The sequence below is a fragment of the Enterobacter sp. PL_is511 genome (assembly GCF_055816065.1).
Genome location: NZ_JBVPGP010000023.1, coordinates 220,746 through 235,598, shown reverse-complemented (window position 1 = coordinate 235,598; position 14,853 = coordinate 220,746). Strand labels below are relative to the sequence as shown.

Here is a 14,853-nt window from a genome sequence, read left to right as displayed (position 1 = left end):
TACTGAAACGTATCCCGATGGTGTGGAAATGGATGCAGCATGTTAGCAGCTCAGGTCACTGATAATTCGTACAAAGGCTGGCAGGCATCGCTTGCCCTGCAGTTTTGTCACACCCCTGAGAAAACCCTCCTGCACTCCGCCCACCACGTCGGGCCGCTTACCGTTCAGCGTCCATTTTATCCCGAAGGGGAAACCTGCCACCTTTACCTGCTGCACCCGCCGGGCGGGATTGTGGGCGGTGACACGCTGGATATCACCGTGCGTCTGGACGCCAAAAGCCATGCGCTTATCACCATGCCCGGCGCCAGCAAGTTCTATCGCAGCAGCGGCCCGCAGGCTCGTCTGAGCCAGCATTTTTATCTCGAGGAAGATTCCACCCTGGAGTGGCTGCCGCAGGACACGATTATTTTTCCCGGCGCGAATGCCGCGCTGCGCTCCGTTTTCCACCTGAAGGCCTCCAGCACGCTGCTGGCATGGGAGCTGTACTGCCTGGGCCGCCCGGTGATAAACGAAACCTTCAGCCACGGCACGCTCGAGAGCCGTCTTGAGGTGTGGGTAGATGACGAGCCGCGCCTGATTGAGCGTCAGCACCTTAGCGACGGCGATCTCACGCCCGTCGCCGGGCATCCGTGGCTCGGCACGCTGCTGTTCTACCCTGCCCAGGAAGAACATCTCGACGCGGTGCGTGAACGCCTCGCACCGCTGGAAAATTATGCAGGTGCAACGCTCACCGATGACCTGCTGTCGGTCCGTTTTCTCTCCCACGACAACCTGATTTGTCAGCGGGTGATGCGCGACGTCTGGCAGTCGCTTCGCCCGCTTCTCACCACCAAAACCGCCTGTTCGCCGCGTATCTGGCAGACATAAGAGAAACGTTATGGAACTGACCCCCAGAGAAAAAGACAAGCTGTTGTTGTTCACCGCCGCGCTGGTTGCCGAACGCCGCCTTGCGCGCGGGGTAAAGCTCAACTACCCGGAATCGGTCGCGCTGATCAGCGCCTTCATCATGGAAGGCGCGCGCGATGGTGAAACCGTCGCCTCGCTGATGGAGGCAGGCCGCCACGTCCTGACCCGCGACCAGGTGATGGAGGGCGTACCGGAGATGATTCCGGATATCCAGGTGGAAGCCACCTTCCCGGACGGGTCCAAGCTCGTCACCGTCCACAACCCGATCGTCTAAGGAGCGCGTGATGATCCCAGGCGAATACCAGATCCAGCCCGGCGCGATTGCGATCAACGTCGGGCGCGAAACCCAAACCGTGATTGTCGAAAATCACGGCGACAGGCCGATCCAGGTCGGATCGCACTATCACTTTTACGAGGTCAACCCGGCGCTGAAGTTTGACCGTGAGGTGACCCGGGGCTACCGGCTGAACATCCCGGCAGGCACCGCCGTGCGCTTTGAGCCCGGCCAGAAGCGCGAAGTGACGCTGGTTCAGGTCACGGGGGCGCAGCGCATTGTCGGCTTTCGCGGCGAGGTAATGGGCGAGGTGAAACATGGCTGAGATTTCGCGCCAGGCCTATGCCGATATGTTCGGCCCCACCACCGGCGATAAAGTGCGGCTGGCCGACAGCGAGCTGTGGATTGAAGTGGAAGACGATCTCACGATCTACGGCGAAGAGGTCAAGTTCGGCGGCGGGAAGGTGATCCGCGACGGCATGGGCCAGGGGCAGATGACCGCAGACGACTGCGTGGATCTGGTGCTGACCAACGCGCTGATCGTCGATCACTGGGGGATCGTGAAAGCCGATATCGGCGTCAAGAACGGGCGGATTTTGGCCGTCGGCAAAGCCGGCAACCCGGACATTCAGCCCGGCGTGACGATCCCGATTGGTGCCGCAACCGAAGTCATCGCCACCGAAGGGAAGATCGTCACCGCAGGCGGGATCGACACCCACATCCACTGGATCTGCCCGCAGCAGGCGGAGGAGGCGCTGGTCTCCGGCGTCACCACCATGATCGGCGGCGGCACCGGACCGGCGGCGGGCACCAACGCCACCACCTGCACGCCAGGGCCGTGGTATATCGCCCGCATGCTGCAGGCCGCCGATACGCTGCCGGTGAATATCGGCCTGCTCGGCAAAGGTAACGGATCCAATCCGGACGCCCTGCGCGAGCAGATTGCCGCGGGCGCCATCGGGCTTAAAATCCACGAAGACTGGGGCGCGACGCCTGCGGCGATCAACTGTTCTCTGGAGGTGGCCGAAGAGATGGACATTCAGGTGGCGCTGCACAGCGACACGCTGAACGAGTCCGGGTTTGTCGAAGATACGCTGGCCGCCATTGGCGGGCGCACCATCCACACCTTCCACACTGAAGGGGCGGGCGGTGGCCACGCGCCGGATATCATCACCGCCTGCGCACACCCGAATATTCTGCCCTCCTCCACTAACCCGACGCTGCCCTACACGGTCAATACCATCGACGAGCATCTCGACATGCTGATGGTTTGTCATCACCTCGATCCGGATATCGCCGAGGACGTGGCGTTTGCCGAATCCCGCATTCGCCGGGAGACCATCGCCGCCGAAGACGTGCTGCACGACATCGGCGCGTTCTCGCTCACCTCGTCAGACTCTCAGGCCATGGGCCGCGTCGGGGAAGTGATTATCCGCACCTGGCAGGTCGCGCACCGCATGAAGGTCCAGCGCGGCGCGCTGCCGGAAGAGACCGGCGAGAACGATAACTTCCGCGTGAAGCGCTATGTCGCCAAATACACCATCAACCCGGCGTTGACCCACGGTATCGCCCATGAGGTCGGTTCGATTGAGGCGGGCAAGCTGGCGGATCTGGTCGTCTGGTCTCCGGCGTTCTTCGGCGTCAAACCCGCCACCATCGTCAAGGGCGGGATGATCGCCTGCGCGCCGATGGGGGATATCAACGCCTCAATCCCCACGCCGCAGCCGGTGCATTACCGCCCGATGTTTGGCGCGCTGGGCGCCGCGCGCCACGCCACCCGACTGACGTTTGTCTCGCAGGCGGCCAGTGCGAACGGTATCCCGCAGCAGCTCAACCTGCAAAGCGCCACCGCGGTGGTAAAAGGCTGCCGGACGGTGAAAAAGGCGGACATGATCCACAACGGGCTGCAGCCGAATATCACCGTCGACTCGCAAACCTACGAGGTGCGCGTCGACGGCGAACTGATTACCAGCGAACCGGCTGACGTTCTGCCGATGGCGCAACGCTATTTCCTGTTTTGAGGAGTGATGATGATCTATTTAACCCAACGCCTGGACCATGCGCATCAGACTACCGCCAGCGTCACGCTGCCGATTGACGTGCGGGTGAAAAGCCGCGCCCGCGTGGCGCTGAACGACGGCCGCGAAGCCGGGCTGATGCTGCCGCGCGGCCTGCTGCTGCGCGGGGGCGACCTGCTGACTACCGACGACGGCAGCGAGGTGATTGAAGTGATCGCCGCCCCGGAGTCGGTTTCCGTGGTGCGCTGTGCCGATCCGTTCCTGCTCGCCCGCGCCTGCTACCACCTGGGCAACCGCCACGTGCCGCTGCAGGTCATGCCCGGCGAGCTGCGCTATCACCACGATCACGTTCTCGACGACATGCTGCGCCAGTTTGGGCTGGAGGTAACCTACGCCAGCCTGCCGTTTGAACCGGAAGCGGGCGCGTACGCCAGCGATGCCCACAGCCATAGCCACGCTCATACCCATTCACATTAAGGATCCATCATGCGCAAGTTACTCCCCCTGTTACTGCTGGCCTTTTCCGTTCCCGCGCTCGCGCATCCCGGCCACGGCGCCGACAGCTTTCAGGCCGGTTTTTTCCACCCGCTGACCGGGCTCGATCATCTCCTGATGCTGACCGGTGCAGGCGTGCTCTCGGCGCTGAGCGGCCGCAAGCTCCTGCTGCCGTTTGCCACCCTCGGGATGATGCTTGTCGGCGCCATTGCGGGCAGCCTGCTCGGCGGCTTCAGCGGCATGGAGATGCTGATTATCGCCTCGCTGGCGGTCAGCGGCGTGATGATGTTTAAAACGGAAAACCGTCTGCTGCTGGCGGTGCCTGCCCTGGCGATGTTCCACGGCTGGGCGCACGGCGTGGAGATGTCCGGCCACAGCTTCTGGCTCTTCACCAGCGGGTTTATGTTCGCCAGCGCCACGGTGCTGTGCGCCAGTTTCGCCGCAGGATTGCTGCTGCGCCGTCACGACGGCCTGCGTAAAACCTTCGGCGGCGGGCTGATTGTCTCCGCCCTGCTGGCGCTGATGAGCTGATGGAGCACGCTCGCCAGAGGCTGCGCCTGATGCAGCTCTCCAGCAGCAGCCTGCCGGTCGGGTCGTTTACCTGGTCCCAGGGCCTGGAGTGGGCCGTTGAGGCGGGCTGGGTCACGGACGCCGGGGCCTTTAAACGCTGGCAAATACAGCAGATGGAGCAGAGCTTTTTCTGCGTCGATCTGCCGCTGTTTATCCGTCTTTATCAGGCCTGTGAGCAATCCTCTCTTACAAATGCAAAACGCTGGACGGCATACCTTCTCGCCTGCCGTGAAACGCGCGAGCTGCGCGAAGAGGAGCGCAACCGTGGGGCGGCCTTTACGCGACTGATTAAGAGCTGGGAACCTGACTGTCCGCCCGAATGGCTGCCGCTGTTTATGCAAAGCCAGCTCTGCGGCATGGCCTGGCTCGGCGTACGCTGGGGCATTAGCGTGCGCGAGCTGGCGCTGAGCCTTGGCTACAGCTGGATTGAGAGCGCGGTGATGGCAGGCGTCAAGCTGGTGCCGTTTGGGCAGCAGGCCGCACAGCAGCTGATTATCGAACTGAGCGACCACTACGCCGCTGGTTTTGAACAGGCATTTTTACGTCGCGACGACGCGCTGGGGGCAGCAACGCCGCTGTCCGCCATCGCCTCCGCGCGCCACGAAACCCAATATTCACGACTATTCCGTTCCTGAGGAGTCAACATGGCTGATTACAAACATCCCCTGCGCGTGGGCGTGGGCGGCCCGGTAGGGTCGGGCAAAACCGCGCTGCTGGAAGCGCTCTGCAAGGCGATGCGCGATACCTACCATCTTGCGGTGGTAACCAACGATATCTACACCAAAGAGGATCAGCGCATCCTGACCGAGGCGGGCGCGCTGGCGCCGGAGCGCATCGTGGGCGTGGAGACGGGCGGCTGTCCGCATACCGCCATCCGCGAAGACGCCTCAATGAACCTGGCGGCGGTGGAAGCGCTCAGCGAGAAGTTCGGCAACCTGGATCTGATCTTCGTGGAAAGCGGCGGGGATAACCTGAGCGCGACGTTCAGCCCGGAGCTGGCGGATCTGACCATTTACGTGATCGACGTGGCCGAAGGGGAAAAAATCCCGCGCAAGGGCGGGCCGGGGATCACTAAGTCCGATTTTCTGGTGATCAACAAAACCGATCTCGCGCCGTACGTCGGCGCGTCGCTGGAGGTGATGGAGCGCGATACCAACCGCATGCGCGGCGATCGTCCGTGGACGTTTACCAACCTGAAGGCGGGGGACGGTTTAGCGACGATTATTGCGTTTCTGGAAGAGAAAGGGATGCTGCGGGTGTAGTGCGGTTTGTTGCCGGGTGGCGGCTTCGCCTGACCCGGCCTACAAAACCGTAGGCCCGGTCAGCGCAGCGCCACCGGGCAAAAAAACTCACGCTTCAGGCAGTTCCGCCAGCGGCCAGCGCGGACGCACGGACACGCTCAGGTCGGACGTTGCGCCAGCGTTCAGGCGCACCATACCCGCGTAGGCGATCATTGCCCCGTTATCGGTACAGAATTCCGGACGGGCATAGAACACTTCCCCGCGACGCTTTTGCATCATCTCGGCGAGCTTCGCGCGCAGCGTACGGTTGGCACTCACGCCGCCCGCCATCACCAGACGCTTGAAGCCGGTCTGATCCAGCGCGCGCTTGCACTTGATCATCAGCGTATCCACCACCGCATCTTCAAACGCGCGGGCGATATCGGCGCGGGTCTGCTCGCTGTCATCGTTATTGCGGATCGTATTGGCCGCGAAGGTTTTCAGCCCGGAGAAGCTGAAGTCCAGCCCCGGACGGTCGGTCATCGGACGCGGGAAGACAAAGCGCCCTTCCGTTCCCTGTGACGCCATTTTCGACAGCATCGGGCCGCCAGGGTAATCCAGCCCCAGCAGCTTGGCAGTTTTGTCGAACGCTTCACCGGCGGCATCGTCGATCGACTCGCCCAGCAGCTCGTACTTGCCAATGCCCGTGACGCTAATCAGCTGCGTGTGACCGCCGGAGACCAGCAGCGCCACAAACGGAAATTCAGGCGGATTCTCTTCCAGCATCGGCGCCAGAAGGTGCCCTTCCATATGATGAACCGGGATCGCCGGCACATCCCACGCGAAGGCCAGCGAACGGCCAACCGTTGCGCCAACCAGCAGCGCACCGACCAGGCCCGGGCCTGCGGTATACGCCACTGCATCAATTTCTTTTGCCGTTAATCCTGCTTCTTTCAGCGCCGCCTGAATCAGGGGAACCGTTTTACGCACGTGGTCACGAGAGGCCAGTTCAGGCACGACGCCGCCGTAGTCAGCGTGCAATTTCACCTGACTATACAGTTGGTTGGCCAGAAGCCCTTTTTCGTCGTCGTAAATGGCGATGCCGGTTTCATCGCAGGATGTTTCAATACCCAGTACACGCATGACTTGTTTTACCTCGTTTCAATACCGCGCAGTGTAGAGCCTGGGCGGGTTGATGTAAAACTTTGTTCGCCCCAGGAAGAAGGCTCGTGTATACTCCTCACCCTTATTAAAGTCCCTTTCAAAATCGCATCGGTGCTTTACAAAGCAGCAGCATTTGCAGTAAAATTCCGCACCATTTTGAAATAAGCTGGCGTTGATGCCAGCGGCAAACCGAATTTATTAAAGGTGAGAGTTACATGCCGGTAATTAAAGTACGTGAAAACGAGCCGTTCGACGTAGCACTGCGTCGCTTCAAACGTTCATGCGAGAAAGCAGGTGTTCTGGCTGAAGTTCGTCGTCGTGAGTTTTATGAAAAACCAACGACCGAACGTAAGCGCGCTAAAGCTTCCGCTGTGAAACGTCACGCGAAGAAACTGGCTCGCGAAAACGCACGCCGTACTCGTCTGTACTAATTGGTTGAGGGCCTCAGCCCTCAATTGACAGACAGAGTAATAGTCGTAAGGCCGTGCTTCCGGAAGGAATGCGCGGCTTGTTTTCGTTTATAAGTCGCTTAAAATTTTGGGGCATATGGCCGGAAGAATCCCACGCGTTTTCATCAATGACCTGCTTGCCAGAACCGACATCGTCGATCTCATCGACGCGCGGGTAAAGCTGAAAAAGCAGGGCAAGAACTACCATGCGTGCTGTCCGTTCCATAACGAAAAAACCCCCTCCTTCACCGTAAACGGTGAAAAGCAGTTCTACCATTGCTTCGGCTGTGGCGCACACGGTAATGCCGTCGATTTTTTGATGAACTACGACAAGCTCGAGTTCGTTGAAACCGTCGAAGAGCTGGCGGCGATGCATAACCTTGAAGTGCCGTATGAAGCAGGCAGTGGGCCAAGTCAGATCGAGCGCCATCAACGGCAAACGCTGTATCAACTGATGGATGGCCTGAATTCGTTTTACCAACAGTCTCTTAAGCACTCTGCGGCTGAGCCTGCGCGTCAGTATCTGAACAAGCGCGGACTGAGCGACGATGTCATTGCGCGCTTCGCTATTGGCTACGCCCCGCCCGGCTGGGACAACGTGTTAAAGCGTTTTGGCGGCAATAGCGAAGATCGTAAGTCTCTCATCGATGCAGGCATGCTGGTCACCAACGACCAGGGACGAAGCTACGACCGCTTCCGCGAACGGGTGATGTTCCCAATCCGCGACAAGCGAGGCCGGGTAATTGGTTTTGGTGGTCGCGTGCTGGGTGATGCCCTGCCGAAGTACCTCAACTCCCCGGAAACCGATATTTTCCATAAAGGCCGCCAGCTTTACGGTCTTTATGAGGCGCAGCAGGATAACGCGGAACCTCCGCGTCTTCTGGTCGTCGAAGGCTATATGGACGTCGTGGCACTGGCGCAGTACGACATCAACTACGCGGTTGCGTCGTTAGGAACGTCCACGACAGCGGATCACATTCAACTGCTGTTCCGCGTGACCAACAACGTGATTTGCTGTTACGACGGTGACCGCGCAGGACGCGACGCCGCCTGGCGCGCGCTGGAAACCGCGCTACCCTATATGACCGACGGGCGTCAGCTACGCTTTATGTTTCTGCCCGACGGTGAAGACCCGGATACGCTGGTGCGTAAAGAGGGCAAAGCGGCGTTTGAAGCGCGGATGGAGCAGGCTCAGCCGCTCTCCACGTTTTTGTTTAACAGCCTGATGCCGCAGGTCGATTTGAGTACCCCTGACGGGCGCGCGCAGCTCAGCACGCTGGCGCTGCCGTTAATCAGCCAGGTGCCCGGCGAAACGCTGCGCATCTATCTGCGTCAGGAGTTAGGCAACAAGCTCGGCATTCTGGATGACAGCCAGCTTGAACGTTTAATGCCTAAACAGGCTGAAAACGGCGCGGTTCGCCCCGCGCCTCAGCTAAAACGCACAACCATGCGTATACTGATAGGGTTACTGGTGCAAAACCCCGAACTGGCGCCACAGGTGCCGTCGCTGGCGGGTTTGAACCACGAAAAATTGCCCGGACTTGGCTTATTTTCAGAACTGGTCAACACGTGTTTATCACAGCCAGGTCTGACCACCGGACAACTTTTAGAACATTATCGCGGCACAAAAGAGGCCGCTACCCTTGAAAAATTGTCGATGTGGGACGATATAGCAGATAAGGACATTGCAGAAAAAACGTTCACCGACTCACTCAACCATATGTTTGATTCGATGCTTGAGCTGCGCCAGGAAGAGTTGATAGCTCGCGAGCGCACACACGGTTTAAGCAGCGAAGAACGCCGGGAGCTCTGGATGATTAACCAGGAACTGGCGAAGAAATAAAGAAATTTAACGGCTTAAGTGCCGAATATCGATCGGGAAGCCCCCGGCAGCCGCACTGAGAGGCAGCGGCAAAAATATAAGTACGCCCTCGCTTTAAAGGTTGGCAGCCCCATCGCCGACACCAATCAAACGAATTAAGTGTGGATACCGTCTTATGGAGCAAAACCCGCAGTCACAGCTGAAACTTCTTGTCCAACGTGGTAAGGAGCAAGGCTATCTGACCTATGCCGAGGTCAATGACCATCTGCCGGAAGATATCGTCGATTCAGATCAAATCGAAGACATCATCCAAATGATCAATGACATGGGCATTCAGGTGATGGAAGAAGCACCGGATGCCGATGATCTGTTGCTGGCTGAAACCTCCAACAACACTGACGAAGATGCGGAAGAAGCTGCTGCACAGGTACTGTCCAGCGTGGAATCTGAAATCGGGCGTACCACTGACCCGGTCCGCATGTACATGCGCGAAATGGGTACCGTTGAACTGTTGACCCGCGAAGGCGAAATTGACATCGCAAAACGCATCGAAGACGGGATCAACCAGGTTCAGTGCTCTGTTGCCGAGTACCCTGAAGCGATTACCTATCTGCTGGAGCAGTACGATCGCGTTGAAGCGGAAGAAGCGCGCCTGTCTGACCTGATCACCGGTTTTGTCGACCCGAACGCTGAAGAAGATATGGCGCCTACCGCCACTCACGTCGGTTCTGAACTGTCTCAGGAAGAGATGGATGATGACGAAGACGAAGATGAGGAAGAGAGCGACGACGATACCGCGGACGATGACAACAGCATCGACCCGGAGCTGGCGCGTGAGAAGTTTGCCGAGCTGCGTACCCAGTACGAAGTGACGCGTGACACCATCAAAGCGAAAGGCCGCAGCCACGCTGCCGCTCAGGAAGAGATCCTGAAGCTGTCTGAAGTATTCAAACAGTTCCGCCTGGTGCCAAAACAGTTCGACTACCTGGTAAACAGCATGCGCGTGATGATGGATCGCGTACGTACCCAGGAACGCATCATCATGAAGCTGTGCGTTGAGCAGTGCAAAATGCCGAAGAAGAACTTCATCACCCTCTTCACCGGCAACGAAACCAGCGAAACCTGGTTCAACGCGGCTATCGCGATGAACAAGCCATGGTCTGAAAAACTGCACGACGTGAAGGACGATGTGCATCGCGGCCTGCAGAAACTGCATCAGATTGAAGAAGAGACCGGCCTGACCATCGAGCAGGTTAAAGATATCAACCGTCGTATGTCCATCGGTGAAGCGAAAGCCCGCCGTGCGAAGAAAGAGATGGTTGAAGCGAACTTGCGTCTGGTTATCTCTATCGCCAAGAAATACACCAACCGTGGTCTGCAGTTCCTGGATCTGATTCAGGAAGGCAACATCGGTCTGATGAAAGCGGTAGATAAGTTTGAATACCGTCGTGGTTACAAGTTCTCCACCTACGCAACCTGGTGGATCCGTCAGGCGATCACCCGCTCTATCGCGGATCAGGCGCGCACCATCCGTATTCCGGTGCATATGATTGAGACCATCAACAAGCTCAACCGTATTTCCCGCCAGATGCTGCAGGAGATGGGCCGCGAGCCGACGCCGGAAGAGCTGGCCGAGCGCATGCTGATGCCGGAAGACAAGATCCGTAAAGTGCTGAAGATCGCCAAAGAGCCAATCTCCATGGAAACACCAATCGGTGATGATGAAGATTCGCATCTGGGTGATTTCATCGAGGATACCACCCTCGAGCTGCCGCTGGACTCTGCAACCACCGAGAGCCTGCGTGCCGCAACGCACGACGTGCTGGCTGGCCTGACCGCCCGTGAAGCGAAAGTCCTGCGTATGCGTTTCGGTATTGATATGAACACCGACCACACGCTGGAAGAAGTGGGTAAACAGTTCGACGTTACCCGCGAACGTATCCGTCAGATCGAAGCGAAGGCGCTGCGTAAGCTGCGTCACCCAAGCCGCTCTGAAGTGCTGCGTAGCTTCCTGGACGATTAATCCAGGTAAACAGCAAAAAGCTCCCAATCGGGAGCTTTTTTTTGTTTATTCCCTCTCCCTGTGGGAGAGGGCCAGGGTGAGGGCATCAGGCCGCAGAGGATTACAGCCCCCGCACCATCAGCGCCTCATCCAGCTCCCGATACGCCTCTACCAGCTTATCCAGCGTCGCTCTGTTGAGCCCGCTTGGATTTGGCAGCACCCATACCTGCGTCACGCCAATCATGATGCTCTGTTTGCCCCACTGCGTTCCGCGCTGGCTAAACGCCTGCTCGTAGGCCTGCTTGCCGAGGATCGCCAGCGCGGCCGGCTGATAATCCTCTATCTTCTTGATCAGCTCCCGCCCGCCGCTGCGCAGCTCATGCAGGTTGACCTCACTCGCCTGTACCGTCGGCCGCTCGACCAGCATGGTAATGCCGCAGCGCGTATCCAGCAGATGCTGCTCCTCTTCAGGCTTGAGTAACCTGTCGGTAAACCCGGCCTGGTAGATCACCTTCCAGAAGCGATTCCCCGGATGGGCGAAGTGAAAACCGGTGTGCGCCGAGGACTTGCCCGGGTTAATTCCGCAGAACACCACCCGCAGGCCAGGGGCCAGAATATCGTTGATCATCTTTACTCCCGCTCAATACATCGTCAGGGAAGTATAAAGGATTGATTATGCGTTGTTTATAAAAACAGCAGGCAGGTGTGAATGGCTGGATTGCTGCGGGGAGTTACTTTATAATTCACCGCCACGGCCCCTTAGCTCAGTGGTTAGAGCAGGCGACTCATAATCGCTTGGTCGCTGGTTCAAGTCCAGCAGGGGCCACCAGACACCGCAATGGCTGGCGGGGAGTCACCCACCAGCCTGATTTTTCCGGGGCTATACCGGGGATTTCCAAAAAATTAACCATAGTGATTCATGGTTAATTTATGACAGTTCATACACTCCTGGAATTAACCAGCTTCATGCAGTAACCACTACTGCAAGGGGTATGAATGAAACGGTTCTTCATCACTGCTTCGGTTCTGTTTGCCACTCTCAATAATGCTCATGCTGGCTGTTACTATGCCTGTAGAAACCTAACGAATGAAAAAGCGCTGCTGATTTTCGGCCTTCTACTTTTGCTTTTCGCTGGGCTGGGAGTTTGGGGCAGCATTGATAGCCTCAAAAAATAAACTGCCCTCCTTACTTTTCTGTGTTTTGCTGGCCGTAGTGAATTTTTCTGGACTGATCTCCATGTACTTCATCGGCGGTTATGGTTTTCTTGGCGCGGTCGTCGGCACAGGCTTACTGATGTTCCTCAGTCCGAAAGGTGTTTAAAACACCATCCCACCAGCACGTCAGATGCCTGCATTGTTCGTTACCCTAATTTTTTATTTTCGCGGGTGTAAAAATTCGATGAAGCGGGCCGTTCCGCAAAATGAAAGGCTCTGGGATTGATCCTCCCCCTCCTATCCATGGGTATGCAGCAAGATAAACCGATACAGAAAAGCTAAATATACACCTGTATATTTTGGTTATCTGTTACGAGTCTGATGCTGGTGGTAGCCCAGTAGCGAGGTTTCAGATAGTCAGTATGGGAACGTGTCAGGAATGGTTATAAAGCGTAAATGCCCTGTCTAGCCACAGAACGTAAAACGTAGCATCGCGCTTGTAACCTACCATGGGTACCTTGCTACAGAAGCGGAATGCAATAAGCTCCACGTCTTCGGTAACATGAGCGGGGATGGCCGCCTTGATTGAGTTACGGGAGATTTTTTCGTATCCGAATTTATGCCAGTGCTGCTGGCGGATATCCGCCCATGAAAGTTGACTCAACCGGAAAAGCTTATCAGTTAATGCTGCCTTTTCTTTTTGCTCGCAGCAATCAACGCAAAAACCCTTTTGAAGGTATGCCCCAAAAACCTTATCATTTTTTAACAGCTAACAGGGTAAGGCATATCCGCGAATTATCAGGCCTTCCCCTGCCAAAAAACCCGCTAGACATACCGCCGACATGTGTTTTGAGACGATCGAAGCATCATGATGATTCCCGAAATCATTAAACCAAAAGTTGCGAATTCGCAGATCGTATGTGGGGGATTCTGGCTGTAATTTTTGCAGGGAAGTTCTTCCCTGGCAACATCAACCGGATCTCACTCACGCCCCAGCCATTGACCTGCAGGGGCAATAACCCAATTTGTGCCCGGCGGGCAATCACAATGTACTTTTGATCCATGAACCTCTACGGGTACGCCGTGAAAACTTACACGCGGCTAATCGGGTCATTGACCCGACTGCAAGGGATTTTTACTATCGACTAAATTTCCCCTTGTCCCTGCCCTCGCCGCGGGCCGTTAAGTCGATTAACGGCGCGGCCGCTATTCCCTCAGCATCATAAAAAAATGCGGACGTTGTAAAGCTGTACACGGTGCCATAAACAGTAAATGAGATATTGTTGCCTATACCGTCAACTTTCACACGGGCGGTGTTCGCTGTAAGCGTTGGGGCGATATGTTGTTTTTCGAGAGCCACCAGCGGATCGCCGTCAATCTTGCTTGCTAAAAAATAACGATATACTTCCCCTGTGGTCATGTTCGAGCCGTCATACTCAGTAATGTATAACCAGGTCCGGGACGTGAGCTGGCGAACTTCATAAAGCCGATCACTAACAGTTAAACGCTGTATATGCTGGAAATAACAGTACCCAGCGATCACGATGGCCATCGTAATTGTAGCCACCCAATGCAACGCCTTAAACGCCCTAATAGTGGTGCTGCTTAACATAGTCTATGCCTTGCTTTATCCAAAATTGGTCCATCGGATCATCACCAAACGGCGGGGCCCCCGTGAAATTCCCCCACTCTGGTCTTGATGTGCCGGCTTTCCACTGCGCCGCGCCGGCGGCAATAAGCAAAATCTTTGCAGGTATGCACGCTGCATAACCCACTGCGTCGTAATGAAAATTCCCGAAGTCAGCGTAAGCCCGTTTTTGTTGTTTGTAATCCCACACCCCGCCGTTTCTTACTCGCTCATAAAACCACGTATACGTAAGCGGGGTAGCCATATCCTGGACTCCGTGACGCGCCCGCGCGAGCCTAATGTGTTCGCGCAAAATTTCCAGCCCGCGGGGCGGGTAAATCGGTATACATGCCATCGTTATTCCCTTTTGCCTGGCAAAACCAGCAACATAAGAGCAACGGCGCTGCACGGTACTGCTTGAGATCAATCAATCATTTTTATTATTAATATCAATACTTAACGCGTTTTAATCACTCATACCGATAACACAATTTGTATCACCTGCGATCCGGTTTTAGCCGTTTAATGAGGGTTTACCCTCATAAAATGGAGTTTTAAAATGGCTATTCCAGCTTACATGTGGCTTAAAGACGATGGCGGCAACCTGATCAGGGGGTCTGTAGATGTTCAGGATCGTGAAAGTAGCGTAGAAATTCTCTCTTTTAGTCACGGCTTGCTTGTTCCAACCGATAGCAACACGGGCAAAATCACGGGTACACGCTTACATGCGCCGCTTATGATCGAGAAAGAATTTGATAGCTCCAGCCCGTATCTCTATAAAGCGGTAGCAACCGGCCAGACGCTTAAAAGCGTTGAAATTAAGTGGTACAGAATCAACGACGCGGGGCAAGAGGTCGAGTATTTCAACATGCTGCTTGAGAATGTGCGGGTAGTCAGCATTAACCCAGTTATGCATAACTGCAAAGAGCCAGGTTTACAGATGCATAATCATAATGAGGGCGTACAGCTGCGCTATGAGCGGATCACCTGGAAGTATTGCGATGGGAACGTCCAATATTCAGACGCATGGAACGAGCGTGTAACAGCGTAAAAAAAAGGGGGCGGTTAATCCGCCCTATATTGTTTTTAGTGCCAATTCTCTCGCCCCCTGGGTCTGCCAGCACGTAGCCTCCCTCGATAGCAATACCCCG

The 14,853-nt window shown here is 56.5% G+C and carries 17 protein-coding genes and 1 tRNA gene; 14 read left to right on the top strand and 4 right to left on the bottom strand.

Features of this window, described 5'->3' with window-relative positions; all coding sequences use genetic code 11:
• Positions 1–39: 39 nt before the first annotated feature.
• The 8 genes from AC0TN7_RS13405 to ureG are packed head-to-tail and all read left to right on the top strand — an operon-like array spanning position 40 to position 5,525.
• On the top strand, positions 40–867 hold the full coding sequence (locus tag AC0TN7_RS13405; protein WP_473702199.1) for an urease accessory protein UreD: 828 nt from the start codon (positions 40–42) through the stop codon (positions 865–867).
• 10 nt (positions 868–877) lie between these two features.
• Positions 878–1,180: an urease subunit gamma gene (locus tag AC0TN7_RS13400; protein ID WP_003862556.1), complete on the top strand. Its 303-nt coding sequence runs from the start codon at positions 878–880 to the stop codon at positions 1,178–1,180.
• A gap of 10 nt (positions 1,181–1,190) precedes the next feature.
• Positions 1,191–1,505, top strand: coding sequence for an urease subunit beta (locus AC0TN7_RS13395; RefSeq protein ID WP_024906478.1), 315 nt, complete (start codon positions 1,191–1,193; stop codon positions 1,503–1,505).
• Positions 1,498–3,201, top strand: a complete 1,704-nt coding sequence (gene ureC, locus AC0TN7_RS13390) for an urease subunit alpha (protein WP_473702198.1) — start codon at positions 1,498–1,500, stop codon at positions 3,199–3,201. Before AC0TN7_RS13395 ends, ureC begins: the two co-directional genes overlap by 8 nt.
• A gap of 9 nt (positions 3,202–3,210) precedes the next feature.
• Positions 3,211–3,675, top strand: a complete 465-nt coding sequence (gene ureE, locus AC0TN7_RS13385) for an urease accessory protein UreE (protein ID WP_045909994.1) — start codon at positions 3,211–3,213, stop codon at positions 3,673–3,675.
• Between the two features lie 9 nt (positions 3,676–3,684).
• On the top strand, positions 3,685–4,224 hold the full coding sequence (locus tag AC0TN7_RS13380; RefSeq protein WP_032653478.1) for a HupE/UreJ family protein: 540 nt from the start codon (positions 3,685–3,687) through the stop codon (positions 4,222–4,224).
• Positions 4,224–4,898, top strand: a complete 675-nt coding sequence (locus AC0TN7_RS13375) for an urease accessory protein UreF (RefSeq protein ID WP_032650275.1) — start codon at positions 4,224–4,226, stop codon at positions 4,896–4,898. The genes AC0TN7_RS13380 and AC0TN7_RS13375 overlap by 1 nt, the downstream gene beginning before the upstream one ends.
• A gap of 9 nt (positions 4,899–4,907) precedes the next feature.
• Positions 4,908–5,525 (top strand): urease accessory protein UreG, encoded by a 618-nt coding sequence (gene ureG / locus AC0TN7_RS13370; RefSeq protein WP_157189741.1) that lies wholly within the window; start codon positions 4,908–4,910, stop codon positions 5,523–5,525.
• 87 nt (positions 5,526–5,612) lie between these two features.
• Here the strand turns inward: ureG and tsaD are convergent, their stop codons facing one another.
• A complete protein-coding gene (gene tsaD, locus AC0TN7_RS13365) occupies positions 5,613–6,626 on the bottom strand; it encodes a tRNA (adenosine(37)-N6)-threonylcarbamoyltransferase complex transferase subunit TsaD (protein WP_032650276.1) in 1,014 nt (337 codons plus the stop codon).
• Between the two features lie 236 nt (positions 6,627–6,862).
• Between tsaD and rpsU the strand changes: the two genes are divergently transcribed.
• The 3 genes from rpsU (at position 6,863) to rpoD (ending at position 10,941) form a co-directional block, all read left to right on the top strand.
• A complete protein-coding gene (gene rpsU / locus AC0TN7_RS13360; RefSeq protein ID WP_001144069.1) occupies positions 6,863–7,078 on the top strand; it encodes a 30S ribosomal protein S21 in 216 nt (71 codons plus the stop codon).
• A gap of 115 nt (positions 7,079–7,193) precedes the next feature.
• The gene (dnaG, locus tag AC0TN7_RS13355) at positions 7,194–8,939 is read left to right on the top strand and encodes a DNA primase (RefSeq protein WP_023294585.1); all 1,746 of its coding nucleotides are present in this window, start codon (positions 7,194–7,196) and stop codon (positions 8,937–8,939) included.
• Positions 8,940–9,093: 154 nt separating this feature from the next.
• Entirely contained in the window at positions 9,094–10,941 is a 1,848-nt protein-coding gene (gene rpoD / locus AC0TN7_RS13350; RefSeq protein ID WP_023309228.1) for an RNA polymerase sigma factor RpoD, read from the top strand.
• A gap of 100 nt (positions 10,942–11,041) precedes the next feature.
• Here rpoD and mug read toward each other — a convergent pair whose 3' ends face one another.
• A complete protein-coding gene (gene mug / locus AC0TN7_RS13345; RefSeq protein WP_029741755.1) occupies positions 11,042–11,548 on the bottom strand; it encodes a G/U mismatch-specific DNA glycosylase in 507 nt (168 codons plus the stop codon).
• 125 nt (positions 11,549–11,673) lie between these two features.
• Here mug and AC0TN7_RS13340 point away from each other — a divergent pair.
• Positions 11,674–11,749: transfer RNA gene (locus AC0TN7_RS13340), tRNA-Ile, on the top strand.
• Positions 11,750–11,916: 167 nt separating this feature from the next.
• Entirely contained in the window at positions 11,917–12,096 is a 180-nt protein-coding gene (locus AC0TN7_RS13335; RefSeq protein WP_417927745.1) for a hypothetical protein, read from the top strand.
• Between the two features lie 1,117 nt (positions 12,097–13,213).
• On the opposite strand, the gene AC0TN7_RS13330 is transcribed toward AC0TN7_RS13335, so the two are convergent.
• Positions 13,214–13,687 (bottom strand): hypothetical protein, encoded by a 474-nt coding sequence (locus AC0TN7_RS13330; protein ID WP_420277469.1) that lies wholly within the window; start codon positions 13,685–13,687, stop codon positions 13,214–13,216.
• Positions 13,665–13,967 (bottom strand): polymorphic toxin type 44 domain-containing protein, encoded by a 303-nt coding sequence (locus tag AC0TN7_RS13325; RefSeq protein WP_463727320.1) that lies wholly within the window; start codon positions 13,965–13,967, stop codon positions 13,665–13,667. The genes AC0TN7_RS13330 and AC0TN7_RS13325 overlap by 23 nt, the downstream gene beginning before the upstream one ends.
• A 294-nt stretch (positions 13,968–14,261) precedes the next feature.
• On the opposite strand from AC0TN7_RS13325, the gene AC0TN7_RS13320 reads away from it, so the two are divergent.
• Positions 14,262–14,753 (top strand): Hcp family type VI secretion system effector, encoded by a 492-nt coding sequence (locus AC0TN7_RS13320; protein WP_024906453.1) that lies wholly within the window; start codon positions 14,262–14,264, stop codon positions 14,751–14,753.
• The last annotated feature ends 100 nt before the right edge of the window (positions 14,754–14,853 follow it).